This is a genomic window from Undibacterium sp. Ji50W, from assembly GCF_049340445.1.
Taxonomy (GTDB): Bacteria; Pseudomonadota; Gammaproteobacteria; order Burkholderiales; family Burkholderiaceae_D; genus Undibacterium.
Genome location: NZ_JBMPOX010000005.1, coordinates 108,797 through 127,166, shown reverse-complemented (window position 1 = coordinate 127,166; position 18,370 = coordinate 108,797). Strand labels below are relative to the sequence as shown.

At 53.6% G+C, this 18,370-nt stretch carries 10 protein-coding genes; 5 read left to right on the top strand and 5 right to left on the bottom strand.

Translation table 11 applies throughout. The annotated features are described in order from the left end of the window. Positions 1 to 3 precede the first annotated feature (3 nt). Positions 4 to 663 (bottom strand): TIGR00266 family protein, encoded by a 660-nt coding sequence (locus ACO0K9_RS10595; RefSeq protein ID WP_422984564.1) that lies wholly within the window; start codon positions 661 to 663, stop codon positions 4 to 6. Between the two features lie 21 nt (positions 664 to 684). Beyond that, positions 685 to 1,914, bottom strand: a complete 1,230-nt coding sequence (locus tag ACO0K9_RS10590; RefSeq protein ID WP_422984562.1) for a M48 family metallopeptidase — start codon at positions 1,912 to 1,914, stop codon at positions 685 to 687. 462 nt (positions 1,915 to 2,376) lie between these two features. On the opposite strand from ACO0K9_RS10590, the gene ACO0K9_RS10585 reads away from it, so the two are divergent. Continuing rightward, a complete protein-coding gene (locus tag ACO0K9_RS10585) occupies positions 2,377 to 4,734 on the top strand; it encodes a DEAD/DEAH box helicase (RefSeq protein WP_422984560.1) in 2,358 nt (785 codons plus the stop codon). Between the two features lie 75 nt (positions 4,735 to 4,809). On the opposite strand, the gene ACO0K9_RS10580 is transcribed toward ACO0K9_RS10585, so the two are convergent. Beyond that, a complete protein-coding gene (locus ACO0K9_RS10580; RefSeq protein ID WP_422984558.1) occupies positions 4,810 to 6,996 on the bottom strand; it encodes a C1 family peptidase in 2,187 nt (728 codons plus the stop codon). 232 nt (positions 6,997 to 7,228) lie between these two features. Further along, on the bottom strand, positions 7,229 to 8,221 hold the full coding sequence (locus ACO0K9_RS10575; RefSeq protein ID WP_422984556.1) for a peptidylprolyl isomerase: 993 nt from the start codon (positions 8,219 to 8,221) through the stop codon (positions 7,229 to 7,231). Between the two features lie 440 nt (positions 8,222 to 8,661). Between ACO0K9_RS10575 and ACO0K9_RS10570 the strand changes: the two genes are divergently transcribed. The 3 genes from ACO0K9_RS10570 (at position 8,662) to ACO0K9_RS10560 (ending at position 11,731) form a co-directional block, all read left to right on the top strand. After that, positions 8,662 to 10,332 (top strand): M20/M25/M40 family metallo-hydrolase, encoded by a 1,671-nt coding sequence (locus ACO0K9_RS10570; RefSeq protein ID WP_422984554.1) that lies wholly within the window; start codon positions 8,662 to 8,664, stop codon positions 10,330 to 10,332. A gap of 96 nt (positions 10,333 to 10,428) precedes the next feature. Continuing rightward, the gene (locus ACO0K9_RS10565) at positions 10,429 to 10,956 is read left to right on the top strand and encodes a hypothetical protein (RefSeq protein WP_422984552.1); all 528 of its coding nucleotides are present in this window, start codon (positions 10,429 to 10,431) and stop codon (positions 10,954 to 10,956) included. Between the two features lie 22 nt (positions 10,957 to 10,978). Beyond that, positions 10,979 to 11,731 (top strand): hypothetical protein, encoded by a 753-nt coding sequence (locus tag ACO0K9_RS10560; protein WP_422984550.1) that lies wholly within the window; start codon positions 10,979 to 10,981, stop codon positions 11,729 to 11,731. Positions 11,732 to 11,751: 20 nt separating this feature from the next. Here the strand turns inward: ACO0K9_RS10560 and ACO0K9_RS10555 are convergent, their stop codons facing one another. Beyond that, on the bottom strand, positions 11,752 to 13,008 hold the full coding sequence (locus tag ACO0K9_RS10555; RefSeq protein ID WP_422984548.1) for a TonB family protein: 1,257 nt from the start codon (positions 13,006 to 13,008) through the stop codon (positions 11,752 to 11,754). Between the two features lie 376 nt (positions 13,009 to 13,384). Here ACO0K9_RS10555 and ACO0K9_RS10550 point away from each other — a divergent pair, with 376 nt between their 5' ends. Then, complete coding sequence (locus tag ACO0K9_RS10550; protein WP_422984546.1) at positions 13,385 to 18,145, top strand: NAD-glutamate dehydrogenase; 4,761 nt, start codon at positions 13,385 to 13,387, stop codon at positions 18,143 to 18,145. Positions 18,146 to 18,370: the final 225 nt, after the last annotated feature.

Sequence of the window (18,370 nt, the reverse complement as noted above, 5' to 3'; positions counted from 1 at the left end):
CTCTTATAATTTGGGATTGAGCCAACCAGCCAGGCTGGAAATGCTGCGGGTTTGTATGATGATCTTGCCTTTGCCACTGACGCGTGTCACCAGGCCTTCGCCACCGAAGAAGCTGGAAAACAGGCCGCCCGCCAGTTGCAGGTTCAGGCGCAGGGATGGCTCATAGGCCACCAGGTGACTGGTATTGACGATGTATTCGCCATTCACTTCTTTTTCCAGTAAGGCGCCATAGGCACCAAACCAGACTTTGCCGTTACCGCTGACCTTGATGCGGAACAAGCCCTCACGCGCGACCCAGGATGCAAAACCGGCAAAACCCAGACCAATTTTTACACCCTCTTCACAAGCCAGGAAAGCACCGGGCTGCAGGTAATAGAGTTCGTCGTTCAATTCCTTGCACAGGATTTCACCTGGCGTAGGCTGGACGATGGTGATGCAGCGTGCTGCGCCAGTGGCGTTCTTGAAACGGCTGATGAACAGTGATTCGTCACCCAGGTATTTACGCAACAGGCCCTGGATCAGGCCGCCATTGAAATGCGCTGTCAAATCCAGGCTGGCATCCATGCTGGACATGGCATCGGGTTCAGTCAACAGGCTTTCACCAGGTTCGAGTTCTATCTCGACATAGGAAAAAGCATGTCCTCCCTTGATATTTGCTTTCACTGCGACACTCCTTTTGATGGGTCAGGATGCTGATACTGACGGTTTTTCTAGTGTTGTTTCCGATTTTTTGGGTTCTGCTTCTGACGACGTGGCGACAAATTTCTTGACGGCTTCCTGCAAGTCCCTGAAGGCGGCTTCCTGATTCAGGTATTGTCCCTTGGATTGACCGATCAGACTACGCAAATTTGTCAAGCGCTTCTCGCTGGCGGGATGGGTGCTGAGCAAGCCCATGGCATTTTTGTAGGCTTCCCGTGCCTGTTTGTTATCGATTTTTTCCATGGCGGCTTTTTCTTCTGCAATCATGCGTTCAAAAAAGCGTGGCAAACCCTCGGGATTGATATGCGCGCGTTGTAGCAGGATCACTGCTTTTTCATCGGCGTCGGTTTCAAATTGACGTGAATATTGCTGGCTGAGCAGCATGGGTGCTGCATTGCCCACTGTGGCCAGCAAGCCGCTGACATCGCCGAATACCGCGCTGGCTACCAGGTAGATGCTGGCATTGCTGATGATGCTGCGCATGCCATGTCTTTGTTCGACATGGCTGATCTCATGTGCCAGCACACCCAACAATTCTTCTGCACTGCCCGCCTTCAGGATCAGGCCGGAATTGATGGTGACATAGCCACCCGGCAGCGCAAAGGCATTGGTGCTGCTGTCATTGGCGATGACGATGGTGTAGTGGTAAGGTGAATCTTGCAGGGCCTGCAGCAAGGGCGCAGTCAGTGGCTTGAGCAAAACTTCGGTTTCCGCCTTGGGCATGTGCTTGTTTTCCAGCGCCTGTTCGGCGGCAACACCCGCGCCCAGCTTTTCTTCCCATTGCACCGGTATTTTCCTGGCCGCATAGTCAGAGAAACTACCCATTTGCCATAGCAGGCCGAGAGGCAGTGCTAGCAGCAGCAAGCTCAACCCCAGCAGTATGCCCCAGCCCTGCGCACGCTTGCGGCGGGCCACGCCTATCTGGCGCGAGCACTCGGGGTGGGCGCGCAAAACGGGGTTGTCCAGTATGCCCAGATCACTGGTGTACAGTACCAGATCAGGTTTATCCAGGTGCTTGATGAAGATCAGTTTGTTGGCGGCCCCGCCCAATGTTAATTCCAGCCTGGCAAACGGCAGGGTGCCGACCAGTGATGCCACTTGATAGCTCAGCCCCGTTTGCGTCAGTTGCAGTTCACCCGTATCGCGGCCACCGGGCAGGGATGCATGAAAGGCATGACATGGATAAGTGGTGGAGATGAGCGCCGCTGCGTCCATGAATGTCCTGTGTGATGATGAAAAGAAACTGCATATTGCCTGATGTTGACGCATGTTTGAACAAATTGGCCAAATGCCGGCTGAATTATAAATCAGGCATTCTCTCTTTTTGATACTGTTTTCGTCATGTACATCATGCGTGGATAGCATATAGACAGGCAGCGGCGTCGCGCTGCCTGTCCTTCAAGTTCTCATAATGGCCGCAGCTTGTTGCCGGATTTTTTATGGGTTTGACCCATGCTGCCAGATCATACCCGGCTGTAACAGGTTCTAAGCTGTTACCAAGCCAGTGCCGCCAGCAGTCACAATAATAACAAAAAAATAATAATATTTAGTGAGCTTCATAGCAGGCAGGATGTCCTGACAGGCAGGAAATTTCCCTCAGTTCAAGCCATGAGAGTAAACTACGGCCATTAATATCTTGTCGCATCCTGCGATACGAGCGAACGAGCGAGCATCGCCATGTCTGAAACCAAACCCCCGATTACTTTTGAAGACCTGCTATTGAGTGCGCCCATCATGCGCGCCTTGCAGGATGTAGGCTATGAAACACCGTCGCCGATACAGGCGGCCACCATCCCGATTTTGCTGTCCAACCGCGACGTATTGGGCCAGGCCCAGACCGGTACCGGCAAAACCGCCGCTTTTGCCCTGCCCATCCTGTCGCGCATCGATATCCGCCAGACTACGCCGCAAGCGCTGGTGCTGGCCCCGACACGTGAATTGGCAATACAGGTTGCCGAAGCTTTCCAGACTTATGCGCGGCATATTCCAGGTTTTCATGTGCTGCCTATCTATGGCGGCCAGAGCTACGGCCCGCAACTGTCGGCATTGCGCCGTGGCGTGCATGTGGTGGTGGGTACACCGGGTCGTGTCATCGACCATCTGGACAAGGGCACGCTGGATTTATCTGCCCTGAAAACCCTGGTGCTGGATGAAGCCGATGAAATGTTGCGCATGGGCTTTATTGATGATGTAGAACGCATCCTGCAAGAAACGCCGGAGAATCGTCAGACTGCGCTGTTCTCGGCCACCATGCCTTCTGCCATCAAGCGTATTGCCCAGACTTACCTGAACAAACCGGCAGAAGTGACTGTCGCTGCCAAGACCGGCACTGCCGACAATATCCGCCAGCGTTATTGGCTGGTCAGCGGCATGCACAAGCTTGATGCGCTGACACGCATACTGGAAGCCGAGACTTTCGACGGCATGATCATTTTTGCCCGCACCAAGTTGGGTACCGAAGAACTGGCCGCCAGACTGGATGCAAGAGGCTTCTCGGTTGCCGCCATCAATGGCGACATCAACCAGCAACAGCGCGAACGCACTATCCAGCAATTGAAAGACGGCAAGATCGATATCCTGGTGGCGACCGATGTTGCTGCCCGTGGTCTGGACGTGGAACGCATCAGCCATGTCATCAATTATGACGTACCGTATGACCCGGAAAGCTATACCCATCGCATAGGCCGTACCGGTCGTGCTGGTCGTAGTGGCGAAGCCATCCTGTTCATCACCCCGCGTGAAAAGAACCTGTTGAAGGCGATAGAAAGAGCCACCCGCCAGCCCGTATCACCACTGGAATTGCCGACCATACAGACGGTCAATGATGTCCGTATCGCCCGCTTCAAGGACCAGATTTCAGCCACCCTGGCACTCGGTGGCCTGGAACAGTTCACGTCCCTGATCGAAGATTTTGAACGTGAGCAAAATATCCCCGCAGTGGAAATTGCTGCTGCCTTGGCCAAAATGGCGCGCGGTGATGAACCTTTGCTGCTGGATAAAAACCGCAAAGAAACCAAGACTGACGATAGTTGGCGTGATGAGCGTCCGGCGCGCTCTGAACGTGGTGACCGTGGCGATAGAGGTGATAGAGGTGATAGAGGTGATAGAGGTGACCGGGGCGATCGTTTTGAACGTGCACCGCGTGAAGACCGTAGCGCACGCCGTGAACACAGCCCGCGCACACCAGAACCTGGCATGCAGACTTTCCGCATCGCAGTTGGGCATGACCACGGCGTCAAGCCCGGCAATATCGTTGGTGCGATTGCCAATGAAGCGAATATAGAATCCAAGTTCATTGGCCGTATCGATATCTATGATGACTACACCATCCTTGATTTGCCAGACAATCTGCCTGGCGACATGATGGAACATCTGAGTTCGGTACGTGTTGCCGGTCAGGCTTTGCGCATCAGTGCAGAAAAAGGCAATGGTAGTGTTGCATCATCCCGCCCGGCACCACGTGCTGCTCGTGAAGAAGCACCTCGCGAACGTGCACCCCGTGCCTCTAGTGCCCCTAGTGTCGCTGAGATAGCACCCGCCAGCAAGCTGAACCAGGTAGTGGATCGTGCCGCCCGCGCACCTATGGATGAAGAGCGTCCAGCCAAGTCGAAAAAAGACAAAGCTGATGGCAAGGGCAAAGTCAGTATCCCCATGCAGACTTACCGTATCGAAGTCGGCAAGGCAGATGCCGTTACCCCCAGCAATATCGTTGGTGCGATTGCCAATGAAGCCGGTCTGGAAGCCAAGCACATAGGCCGTATCGATATTTTCGACAGCTATAGCACACTGGATTTACCAGACGGCATGCCCAAGGAATTGCTGAAACAGTTGAAGGCAGTCTGGGTCGCCGGCAAGCAAATCCAGATCAGCCCGGTGGGTGATGACCATGTGCGTAAGCCTGTGCCAGCAAACCAGCCATCACCTTTCGGCCCCAAGAAAGCTGGTGGTGATCGCCGCGTGACAGAAAAAGCCAAGGGTTATGGGTCAGGCAAACCGGCAGCAGCCAAGCCACATCGCAAGGGCCCTAAAGCTTGAGTATGCCAGCTGTGCCTGGTTTGATGTGGGGAAGGTATTGCTCAAGTAACAGGACTTATTTACTGGATCACCTGCTTATTTGACATCCGCGACATCCGCGATATCCGACACCGGCACTGCCAGCCGGTCCGGGTTGCTGATACCGGCAATCCGGGTCAGGGTTTGGGTTAGCACAGCCACATCCTGATCGAAGGCAGTATGCGCCGACGGTATGCTGTGTTTGCCGTCATGCATGTATTTGTCGTGAATGATGTGCAGGGTGGCGGCCTGTTTTTTGTTCAGACCCGCACCGCTGCTGGCAAAGCCTGAGGGTATTTTCCTGGTCCAGTAAAACTGGTTCCAGCTTTGCAGGCTGCGCATGCTGGCATGGTTCCATTGGCCGTTTTGCTGGTTCTTGCCAGCAAAGTTGTCCGCATCGAAACTGGCTGCCATGCCCAGCAAGGGCGTCTTGTGCTGGCTTTCAAGCGCCCTTGCGATCAGATACAGCATGGATTTTTGATAGATGCCGCCGACATTGTCATCCTGTTCGCGCGTGTCTGACAGCAGATGGATATGAAAGCTTGGTCGCGGCAACAGGCCGGACCGTATGGCCGGGCGATAAGTGCTGTCAGCGAAAGCAATACTGCAGGCTGGTGCATACAGGCTGCAGGTGTTGACCGGCAGCTTGTGCTGGTGCAGCAGGCCCAGCAAATGCCCATGCAGGATGGCACCGGCAGAATGGCCTATCAAGTGGATTTCCAGCCTATCCTGGCCGATGGCATGCCGCAGTTCTTGCAAATATTTTGCCAGCACATACAGCCCGCGTGGCGGGTCGCCATCTTCTGCCGCTTGCGCGGCATTCATCTTCATCTGCACCCACAACCCCTTGGCACCCGATGATTCGCAGGCAGCTTCCAGGGTGCGGTCCAGTGCTTCCTGTGCGGCCTTGTTGATGCCTTGTGCATGGTCCTGCATCTTGTCTTGCAGTATGTTGTCGAGGGCAGAGCCAAGGCCAGTCTTCCAACTGATGAATAGCGGGTAAATGCCATTTGCCAGAAAATACGGGGCCAGGGCAGCACTGCGTTGCAGGCTGGCTGCTTCGCTATCCATGCCGGCCTGGGCATACAGCACCAGCTTCAATTTTTTATTGCTGCCCAGATTCGCCAGCCAGGCTTGTGGCGCATGCAGTACCACCTGCTCTGCCGCTGCCAGGGCATCGGCGGCACCCAGCAGGCGTTGTATCAGTCCGCCATCATTGCCAAGCACCAGCGTCAGGCCATAGGCCTGGTCTGGGCTCAGGCTGGGTGGCCCGGCCTTGCCGGTGGCATGCTGTGCATGTGGCCGGACTGCGGAACCACTGCTACGGTATGCCGGTAAAGCCGGTAATGTGGTCAGCCTGGCGGCACGTGGATTGCTGCTATGCCAGTGATGAACAACAGCGGGGCGTTCGATTGCCACCCCCAGCGATATTGCCCAGGCATCGCCGCCATAGGTGATCCAGTCATCATAGGTGAGTATCGCAAAACCCTGATGGCCCCAGTCTTTACCCCAGGAATTTTGCACGATGAAACCCTGGTCGGTGTAACCGAGTATGGCGTAGGCATGCCCGCTGGTGGGCCCGCTGTCAAAGGGGATGACCGGCAACTGTGTAAAGTTGGCTGCGGCATTGGCTTTGTTGTCCTGCTCCAGCGCCCAGCCCGGATGTACCCTGCCAGACACATAAATGGCACCGATTTCCAGCAGGGCCGCCTGCATGTCAGTGACCGAATCCTTATCGATGCGGTAATACACACCCAGTGGTCGTTGCAAGGCTTCTTGCGCCCAGCCTTCGCGCGGTGCTTCAAAGGCAGGGGCCTTGTCGTTTCTATTCACGGTGTAGGGCCATAAATCGCGTCGGCATACCCCGTGTTTGTGCCAGCCCTTGAGCGCGCCACGACAACTGGAGCCGGTATAGTCTTCGCCTGCCCATTCGTCATAAAACTTGGCCAGGTGATACAGCATGCGCGGGCTGCATTGCGGGCTTTCAGGGTCGCGCAGCCAGAACAGATAATTGATGATGGCGGCCAGGCCAAATCCTGTACATGCACCATCGCTGCCTTGGTTCAATATCATGCCGGCTTTGACATACTCGGGGAACACACTGCTGATGGTCGCCGCAGGCGGATGGCAGGGCGGCAGATTGCTGATGCGTGGTGTGTACAGACGGTCACGGATGTCGAGCCGATCCGGACGTGCATCCAGCGACAGTGTGGCGGTATTGAACCGGAATGGACTGGTAGGCATGCGGTTTCCTGGCGATGTTGACTCTGACGTGAATTACTTGAATTGCTTAATTTGCAATCGCAAAGTGTCGCAGGAAAGTCGCCGCTTGGCAATACCGGACAAGGGGAGGTGGGAGATAAGGAAAGGGAGTGTTGCTAAAGAGACTGGCAGCCCGTTGATGCATGGCTGCCAGTCTTCTGCATTCGCCAGACCATGCTGGCGAATGCGGCTGATGCGTGTTACTTGCTAATGATTACTTCTTCACTTCGGCAGAAGCCGATGCGGAAGCAGCAGCGGGGGCAGCGGCGGAAGCAGAAGCCGAGGCAGAAGCGGTCGGCGTAACCGTCAGCGCGCCTGGGGCGGCAGCAGCGGAAGCAGGTGCTGGTGCATTACCCTTGATTTCTATCTTGGCTTTTGCTTTCAGATCATCCAGCATGGCTTTCAGGTTTTGCTGTTGCAATTGCTGAGTCAGGCCAGCTTTGACATCTTCCAGTGTCGGTGGTGTCAGTGGACGGCTGTCGTCAAGGATGATGACGTGATAGCCGAACTGGGATTTCACTGGTTCCTCAGTGAACTTGCCTTTTTCCAGTTTGGCGACTGCAGCGCCAAATTCCGGCACCATGCCACGTGGGTTGAACCAGCCCAGATCGCCACCTTTGTCTTTGGAGCCAGGATCTTTGGATTTGGATTTTGCCAGGCCGTCAAAAAGTTTGACGTCTTTCTTGATCTTGGCGATGATGTCTTTGGCTTCATCTTCCTTGGCGACCAGGATGTGGCGGGCCTTGTATTCATTGCCGCCGGCTGTAGCCTTGAATTTTTCGTATTCGGCCTTCAGCGCATCGTCACTGACGGCGGCTGTCTTGATATAGTCTTTGACATAGGCATTGGCCAGGATAGACTGCTTGGTCATTTCCAGTTGGTCAGCCACTTCTGGTGATTTGTCCAGGCCCTTGGTGACCGCCAGTTGGGCCACCAGGATTTGCATGGACAGGTTATCAATCACCATCTTGCGTGTTTCTGGTGTATCAGGCATGCCCTGGCCGGCCTGTTGCTGCATGATCTGGTCAAGCTGCTTCTTGCTGATGGGGGTACCATTCACGGTCGCTGCTACTTCTGAACTACTGGCTGCAGCAGCAGAGGCGGATGCCGGTGCCGACGCTGTTTTTGCAGCATCTTTATCATTACAGGCGCTAAGTACCAGCAGGGCAAGCGCGCTACCCAGAACAACGCGGGATTTAATTGACATACGAATTCCTTCAATATTGAGCTGAATCACAGCACGGATCATGAGCACATGTAGCGAAACCTGCATGCGACGAATAAAAAATGACGGTGAATTTTACTCGTGATTATGCTTGTTTTGCCAGAAATTCATTTTTACTTACCAATTAATGAGCATATTAATGAGCAACTATCCCAGTGCTGATCCGGCGTGTTGGCCTGTATTGACCATCAGTCATCTTCATTTTTCAGATAAATTTCCTGTAAATGCTGGAAAATTTGCTGAATTCACCTGAAAACAAGGAACAAAAGCGCAATTATTGACTCCAAGCAATGCTTATCAAGTGCTTTCTTACCAAGTGCTTTATGCAATAGGTCATACAAGCCGAACGATCCGGCCCCGGCTTTGCCACCACGTAATGTCGCCATCACCGACACCTTCAAATTTCCTACAGGAGACCAGCAATGCGCATGTTTCAGGTTTTATTGGGTACCGCCATCGTCGCCAGCAGTTTTACCGCAGGCACCAGCTATGCCGCTGCGACGAATGAAGAGAAAGTCGATCTTGAACTCATCACCCGGCTGCGTGATGAAGCCATGAACCGCTCCAAAGCCCAGGAGATTTTTGGTGTACTGACTGATGAAATCGGGCCACGTCTGACCGGCTCCCCCGCTTTGCGCAAGGCCAGTGACTGGACCCGTTCAAAACTCAGTGAATGGGGTTTGCAAAATGTGCACAGTGAAAGCTTCGCCCCATTTGGTCGTGGCTGGACACTGGAAAAAACCACCTTGCGCATGGTCTCGCCATCCCAGTTTGACGTGTATGCCATCCCCAAGGCCTGGACCCCGGGTACCGATGGCATGCAGCGCGGCAAGCTGATGATTGCAAAAATGCTGGTCGATGAAGACCTGGTCAAATGGAAAGGCAAGCTGGCCGGTGCCATTGTGTTGCTGGATGAACCCCTGCCCATCAAGCCCCATATGAAGGCCGATGCGCATCGTTATTCGCATGAAGAACTGGATGAACTGACTAAAATCGATTTTAAAGCCGCGCCTTCGCGTCGCGGTGATTTACCAACCTATATCAAGCAACTGGCTTTCCGCAAAAAACTGCGCACTTTCCTGACCGAAGAAAAAGTGCTGGCGGCGCTGAACGTCACGCGGGGTGAAGACGGCACCATTTTTGTCCAGGATGGTGGTTCTTACAAAAAAGATGAAGCCACCGGCCCGGCCAACCTGGTCGTTGCCAGCGAAACCTATAATCGCCTGTATCGTCTGGTAGAAAAGAAAAAAGACGTGGAGCTGGAAATCGATATCAAGGCCAGTTTCAATGACGAAGACCCGGAAGCCGTCGTCAATGTGTTGGCAGAAATCCCAGGCTCCGACAAGAAGGATGAAATCGTCATGCTGGGTGCCCATCTGGATTCCTGGCACGGCGGCACCGGTGCCACCGACAACGCAGCTGGTGTTGCCATGGTGATGGAAGCGGTACGTTTGCTGAAAGTGAGCGGCTTCAAGCCACGTCGCACCATACGCATCGCCCTCTGGAGCGGGGAGGAGCAGGGGCTGCTGGGTTCACGCGCCTATGTCAATAAATGGATAGCCTCGCGTCCCGAGCCGACCGATCCCAAGGAGCTGGAATTGCCTTCGTTTGCCCGCAAGTTGACCGGCCCCATGAGCGTCAAACCCATGCATGGCAAGATTTCCGCATATTTCAACCTGGACAATGGTGGCGGCAAGATCCGTGGCGTCTATGCGGAAAACAATGCCGCAGTCAAACCGATTTTTGATGCCTGGCTGGCCCCTTTCAATGATGTCGGTGCCACCACCACCACCCTGCGCAGTACCGGCAGCACGGACCATGTCAGTTTTGACCGCGTTGGCGTACCTGGTTTCCAGTTCGTCCAGGACGACATGGATTATTTCAGCCGCACCCATCATTCCAGCATGGATTTGTATGACAAGGTACAAAAAAGTGACCTGACCCAGGCTTCCATGGTATTGGCCAGTTTTGTCGCTCATGCCGCTAACCGTAATGACATGCTGCCGCGCAAGCCTCTGCCTAAAGATCCACCGGCAGAAGAAAAAAGGGAAGACAGCAAGGAAACAACAGGAACAGCTGACGGCAAGAAATAAACCTGCTGATATAGTTGCTCCAGAGGGGTAGTTCTGTATTGCATTCTTGAACCAGAATACAATACAGGCTGCCCCTTTTTTATTGATGCATAGACGATGAGCGATCCTTTGCAAGACAGCCTACCCGCCAGCCTGGCAGATATGTTGCCGGTAGGCATGATTGCTGGCGGCGGACTGGCCGCAGCAGCCATGGCGGTCGTGGCGCAGCGCAAGCAGCAACAAAGTGGCTGGGAAGCTTTTCATTACGAAAGAATGTCATCTGCCGAGTTCGAAATTACTGGCGGTATTGCCGTCAGCAGTGGCGGTACGAAAAAATTCCAAGGCGCGCATGACAGTGTCATCATCAGCGAAGCCGAGATATTGGCAGAAATGCGCCGCCAGCAGGGCGAAGTCACGCCAGTCGCCCCAACTGCCCCAGTTACTTCAATTTCACTATCCTCATTCGTCCCGCTAGCAGTCACAGCCACTTCTGGCACACCGCTCTTGAAAGTGGTGTTCAGCCTGCCCGCAGATGAAGCCGGGCAACAGCGCATTTTGCGGGCATTTCAATTGCAGGCTGACTTTTTTGGAGCCAAGGTCCAGTCCTGTTCCCTGCATGATGCCAGTCTGTTGAAACTGGACTGAGTCACAGCATGGCGGACCGTTCATGATCAGAACCGCGCTACGCTGGCTGGTATTCTTCAGCGTCTGGCTGCTGGTAATTTCCATCTGGCGGCGCGATATATTGCCGCCGACGTCAGAATTGAATTCAGTCTTGCTGAATGAGCCGGTACAAACAGAAATTACGCAAAAGGCATTCCAGACCACCAGGGGCGGTGTCACCTATACGGTACAGCCGCTATATGACTACGACCTGGTGGGTCTGGTCGTCAGCAAGCATGATGCGAATGCCTGGTGGGATTATTTGCACCGCGAATGGAACGATAACCTGAACGTGGTAGATTTGTGCGTGGTCTGGGGCAAGAACGTGAAAACAGGTGCGTATGGCGACTTGAACTTTTCCAGCGGTCAGTTCACCTGCAATTACGGTAGCAATTCGATGGAGGCCTTTGCGGCTTTCGATGAAACCGCGATTTCGAATAATCATTTGCTGACCGATCAGACCAGGCTTGCCAAGATCATGCAAAAGGTAAGGGTAGGTGACCAGATCCATTTCCGTGGTCGCCTGTCTGAATATTCACATCGTCATAAAGGCATGGCCTTCAAGCGCGGCACCAGCATAGTCCGCACCGATACCGGTAATGGTGCCTGCGAAACCGTGTTTGTCGAGAGTTTCGAGATCATCAAAAGCGGCGGCCAACCCTGGCGCAGCCTGGTGTGGGTTGCCGCCATCATGCTGGTAGCCAGTATTGTGGGCTGGTTCATGCAGCCGGTGCGGTTTAATAACTTAAAAAATTGAATCTGCTGCCTTACGCGACATTACTTTACATCTGATTTTCGAGCGAAACGGACGACACCAGAATTGCCTACCTGTGCCCCGTTTACCACCGTAGGTTTAAATTCACAGCGTCCAAGCAAAGCGACAATATCGCTGTCGACAGCGGTATCTTTGCTGCTATCTTCTATCTTGATACCGAAGGTTTTTCCTTGAGGATCAATCAGGAAGCGCAAGCGGACCAGCCATTGCTTGGCGTCCTGAACCACGACCTTATATTTGTCTGATAGGCAACTGCCTGTCAATAATTCTGCTGGCGGGAGATCAGGCTCCTGATTTCCAGAAGTCCATATATATTGGTAAGTTAGCCAGCTTGCTTCGGGTTTATTATTGAATGTTGCCGGTTCAAACTGGCATTGAGACAGGGCACTAAACGTGCTGTCATCAAGAATCTGCCAACCACTGCTTTTTAAGATGTACTTTGCAAAAATTTTGCCATCGTCGCTAATCAGAAAGCGAAAATGCGAGGTTCCTTGCAATTTGTAAGCCACAGCATCGCTTGGATACACGGGTTTTTGACATGAATCTGCCTTGAGGACGGGGCTTTTGTAATTTCCTACCCGGCTCATGGCCGAAATTGTTGGCACGCCTAGCTTTGTGCTTTTCTTAAACTTGCTTTCAATTTCGATCGCTAACTCGTTGCGATTTGTGTTGCGGTAGACGGTCGCTAAATTTTGTATCAAGGAGTCTCGCATATAACGTCCCGAAGGTTCTCGTTTTTCGTTAAGTGCGATGGCACGCTTAAGAACCACTTCTGCCTGCTCCCAATTCTTTCGCTTCATATAAATCTCACCCAGACTTTCATATCGAAATTCAAGATTAGCGTCGTTGTTACCGGGAGTCGTTTGAAGTATGTCTATGACGCGCAACATTGTTTCTTCGGCGGCTTGATCATTATCTTGTTGCAGATAGAGTTTAGCTAGCCAGGAAAGCGCATTTGCAAGGTCCATTGCAACACGGGTTGGGTTTTTTTCCGCAATGGCGAGCATTTTCAGAACAGTTTCTTGCTCTTGTTTGATTTGTTTTAAGTCAGAATAAAAAGAAGCTTGTTGTGAGAGGGCTGCTACCTGTTCAGGTGAATTTAATTCTTTTTCTGCCTCAAGTAAGGCTTGTTTATTGAATGTCCAGGCAAGATCCATGCGCTTTTGTTGATAAAACAGGTTGTGTGCTTCATTTCTGAGCAATCTCAAATTTTCTGCTGTGTTTGCGTAGCAAGTCCCGTAAATACTCAGGGCCATCATGGGAAGTGAAATTGCTCTTTTTATCATTTTAAGAGGTTCGCGACAGTGATTTTGGATAAATTACATTATCCAACAAAGCAATAACTTTTTATTGAATACGCAACAGTTGTGCTCAATTTTATTCACACACAGTCCTTGCAAACAAGCATCTCGCTTATAAAACCAACTACATGCTTCTATTTCACGTCATTTCTCACGCATCTGAAATTATTGGTTTATTGCGGACAACATCAATTTTGTTGGGCATGCAAACAATTTGACCACGCTTAAGAATCTCATTTGTTTCCTTATGCATAATGGAGGATACTTGCACCACTAGATTGCATGCACCGCTGCAAACTCACCTCTCGTTATCTTCCAATCAGAAGGAGAACGTATGACCTCTTCCCACTTCGCTGAGCTGATCGCTTATGCGCAAGCGCACACAGGACCTGCTACCGAGCGCCAGGGCCATTTTATTACCGCATATTTTGAAAATACCGATCCGGATGAAATCATCACCCGCGGGCCGGCGACCCTGTTTGCACAGGCAAATGCCCACTGGCGTTTGCTGGATGCACCGCGCACGGCACATACACCGAAGATACGGGTGTTTAACCCAACCTTGGCCGAAGATGGCTTTGTCAGTGATCACACGGTAGTGCAGATCGTGAATGACAATATGCCTTTCCTGGTGGATTCGGTAACGATGGCGATCAATCGCAGTGGCCGCACGGCGCACTGGATTGTGCATCCCCTGATGAGTGTGGCGCGTGATGCCAGCGGCAGCGTGACTTCGGTCAGCACGGTGGCGGCGGCCAAGGCTGCGGGGCAGACAGATCCGGTCGAATCCCTGATCCTGGTTGAATGTGACCGCATCGTTGATCCGGCAGCACAACAGGCACTGGTGGAAGACTTGAAAAGTGTCTTGTCCGATGTACGTGGGGCCGTGGTCGACTGGCAACCCATGCTGGCACGAGTACGTGAAGTGCGCGCAGCCTGTGAAAAATTTACCCAGTCACCAGAAAAACGTGATGAAGCAATTGCCTTCCTGGCCTGGCTGGAAGACCGCCATTTCACCTTCCTTGGTGTGCGTGACTATGATTTGAAGCGCGAGGGCGACAACGTCAGCCTGGTGGCGATAGCCGATTCTGGCCTGGGCATCTTGCGCGGGCCCGTCAAAACAGCAGAAACCCGCTTGCCGCCAGAAGTGGTGGCCTTGATGGATTCCACGGAAATGGTCATGGTCACCAAGGCCATGACACGCGCGACCGTGCACCGGCCAGCATGGCTGGACTACATCGCCGTCAAGCGTTTTGATGATGCCGGCAATGTTATTGGTGAATCCCGCTACCTGGGTTTGTACACGTCTACGGCGTATTCTGAACCGGTAGGCAATATCCCGCTGGTGCGCCAGCGTGTAGTGAATGTCATGAACACGTCTGGCGTCGTGCCGGAAAGTCATGCGGCCAAATCCCTGCAAGCCATCCTCGATGATTATCCGCGTGATGAATTATTCCAGATCGATGCGGCTACACTGGCTGAGCATGCGATAGGTATCCTCCGTCTGCAAGAACGCCAGCGTACTCGCCTGTTCCTGCGCCGTGATCCTTTTGGCCGCTTCACCTCGGCCCAGGCGTTTGTACCGCGTGATCGTTACAACACGGAGTTGCGCGTCAAGATTGGCAATGAATTGATGATGGCATTGAATGGTCAGTCCATCGAGTTCACGCCCATGCTGACCGACAGCCCACTGGCGCGCATACATTACCTGGTCAGGGCCAAGGACGTGGCGCCGCAAAACCTTAATCTGGCCATGCTGGAAGCACGCATCGCCAAACTCGCGCAACGCTGGGAAGATGATTGCACGACAGAGCTATTGCGCTCGCATGGCGAGGGCGCGGGCCTGAGCCTGGCAAACCGCTTTGCCAATGCTTTCCCAACGGCTTACCGCGAAGATTTTTCTGCACTGGTCGGTGCCGAAGATGCAGACATGCTGTCCAGCCTGAATCCTGCTTCACCGATGATGGTCAGGTTATACCGGCCACTCGATGCCGGGCCGGGCATGTTGCGCTTCAAGATTTATAACACTGCCAAGGTGGCGCTGTCTGATTCCTTGCCTGTGCTGGAACACATGGGGGCCAGGGTACTGGATGAGCATCCCTATGCCATCGTCAGCGGTGCAGAAACTTTGTGGATACATGACCTGGGCTTGCAATTGCCTGTCGACACCGATTTATCCGCCGTCAAACTGCGCTTTGAAAACCTGTTTTCGCAAGCCTGGGGTGGCGAAGTTGAAAGCGATGACCTGAATCGCCTGGTACTCAATACCGCGCTGGATGCACGCTCTATCGCTGTCTTGCGTGCCTGCTCGCGTTACTTCAAGCAACTGGGTTTTGCCTATAGCCAGAACTATATAGAAGCAGCCCTGAACAAGAACGCTGCCATCACGCAGTTGATTGCCGAATTGTTCGGTGCCCGCTTCAAGCCCGATTATGTCGGCGACCGTGAACAGGCGCAAAAACATATACGCGAGCAGCTGGAAACCCAGATGAGTCATGTAGCGAGTCTGGATGAAGACCGCATCTTGCGCCAGTTCATTGCCACCATCGTTGCTACCTTGCGTACCAATCTGTGGCAAACCACGGCTAGCGGCGCATTCAAGCCCTATATGAGCTTCAAGCTTAATCCGCGTGAGGTGCCGGGTGTGCCAGAACCCAAACCCCTGTTTGAAATATGGGTGTATTCGCCCCGTGTCGAAGGTGTGCATCTGCGCGGTGGCAAAGTGGCCCGTGGCGGCTTGCGCTGGTCTGACAGGCGTGAAGATTTTCGCACCGAAATCCTGGGCCTGGTGAAAGCCCAGCAAGTCAAGAATACGGTGATTGTCCCGGTTGGCTCCAAAGGCGGTTTTGTATTGAAGAATGCACCACCGACGACAGACCGTGAAGCCTATCAGGCGGAAGGCGTGGCCTGCTATAAAATCTTCCTGTCCGGTTTGCTGGACCTGACCGATAACATCGTCAAAGGCGCGGTGGTGCCGCCCAAGCTGGTCATCCGTCATGATATCGATGACCCTTACCTGGTGGTGGCGGCAGACAAGGGTACGGCCACCTTTTCGGATATCGCCAATGGCGTGTCAGCGGATTATGGCTTCTGGCTCGGCGATGCGTTTGCGTCCGGCGGCTCGGTCGGCTATGACCACAAGAAAATGGGGATCACCGCCCGTGGTGCCTGGGAATCCGTCAAGCGTCACTTCCGTTCGGTGGGTGTGAATACACAAGATACTGAATTCACGGTGGCCGGTATCGGTGACATGTCGGGTGACGTGTTTGGGAATGGCATGTTGCTGTCACAGCATATCAAGCTGGTGGCCGCATTTGATCACCGCCATATCTTCATCGATCCGTCGCCGGATGTAGCGGCTTCATTTGCCGAACGTCAGCGCCTGTTCAACCTGCCGCGCTCCAGTTGGGATGATTATGACAAGAGCCTGATTTCTGCCGGTGGCGGGGTCTATCCACGTTCGGCAAAATCCATCAGCCTCAGCCCTGAAGCGCGTGCCGTGCTGGGTATAGAAACTGCCGAACTGGCACCGGTAGAATTGCTGCGTGCCGTGCTGCAGGCCCCGGTAGATTTGTTGTACAACGGTGGCATCGGCACCTATGTCAAAGCCAAGTACGAAACCCATGCACAAGTCGGTGACAAGGCCGGCGACGCTTTCCGCGTCAATGGCAATGACTTGCGCTGCAAGGTATTGGCCGAAGGCGGTAATTTGGGTTGCACCCAGAATGGCCGTATAGAATTCGCGCAAAAAGGTGGCCGTATCTATACCGATGCGATAGACAATTCTGCCGGCGTCGATTGCTCTGACCATGAAGTGAATATCAAGATCCTGTTGGGTAGCATTGTCGAAGCTGGTGACCTGACGCTCAAGCAGCGCAATGACTTGCTGGCTTCGATGACGGATGAAGTTGGTCACCTGGTATTGACCGACAATTATTATCAAAGCCAGGCGCTGGATATTGCCGCACATCGCCCACTGTATGTGCTGGAGGGGCAGCAAAGACTGATGCAGTCACTGGAAAAACAGGGCCGCCTGAACCGTGCCATTGAATACCTGCCCAGCGATGATGAAATCTTCCATCGCAAGGCCTTGAAGCAGGGCCTGACTGCACCCGAAGGTGCGGTGGTGCTGGCCTATGCCAAGATGTCGGTGTTTGATGAACTGGTGGCCAGCAATTTGCCGGATGATCCTTTCTTCAGTCGCGCATTGAAAGCGTATTTCCCGCAAGTCTTGTCCGAGCGTTTTGCCGAAGCGATTACCCATCATCCGCTGAAACGCGAAATCATCGCCACCTTCATTACCAATACCGTGGTGAACCGTGCTGGTGCGACTTTCGTCAACTTCATCGCCTCTGAAGCGGGGGCGACGGCGGCCGACGTGATTCGCGCCTTCACCCTGGCGCGCGAGATTTTTGATCTGGAAACTTTGTGGGATCAGATCGATGCGCTCGATTATGTGGTTGATTCCAAGCTGCAACTCGACCTTCTGTCCAAGCTGATTGCGATTGCCCAAAGGGCCTCGCGCTGGATGTTGCGCATACGTTCGCAAAGCACCGATCTGCCGACGCTGATACAGCGTTACCAGCCCGCCGCGCGCGAAATGCGCTGGCAACTCGACGACTGGCTGCCCGCCAATGCCCACGCCAATTGGCAAAAAGAGGCAGAAGCATTGACACAGGCCGGTGTCGAGGCGACGTTGGCACAAAACCTGACTGCACTGGAATACATCTTCCCGGCACTGGACCTGGTTGACCTGGCACAAAGCACCAGCAGCGGCCTGGAACAGGCGGCGCGAGCCTACTTCGGTATTGATGATGAACTGGGCCTGACCGGCTGGCGCAGTCAGATCAACCGCCTGCCCACCGACACACTGTGGCAGACCCAGGCACGTGGCAGTGCACGGGATGATGTGTATTCCATCGCCAGCCAGATTACCCGTGGGCTATTGTCACGCCAGGAAGACGTCAGCACCTGGCATGTCCAGCATGCGCCAGCCATAGACAGGCTGACTGCCTTGCTGACCACCATTAGCGCACAGGGGCCGGATCTGGCACCGGTGTCGGTGGCGCTGCGGGAATTGCGTCATCTGGCCTGAAGTATTGTCCGAAGTATTGCCGGAAGTATTACCCGAAGTATTGCCCGACGAAGCCGGCCTGTGATCACTGACAGGCCGGTTTTTTTTGCGCTCTTAATTTTTGCTGGCGGGCTTGCAACTGGCAGCCTGTGCTTGGGCGATATACACTTTTTATGAAGTTTTGCACGCAGATGTTGAACGTATTCCGGTTTTCTTACTCAAAATAAGGCGCTGCAACGCAAAGCG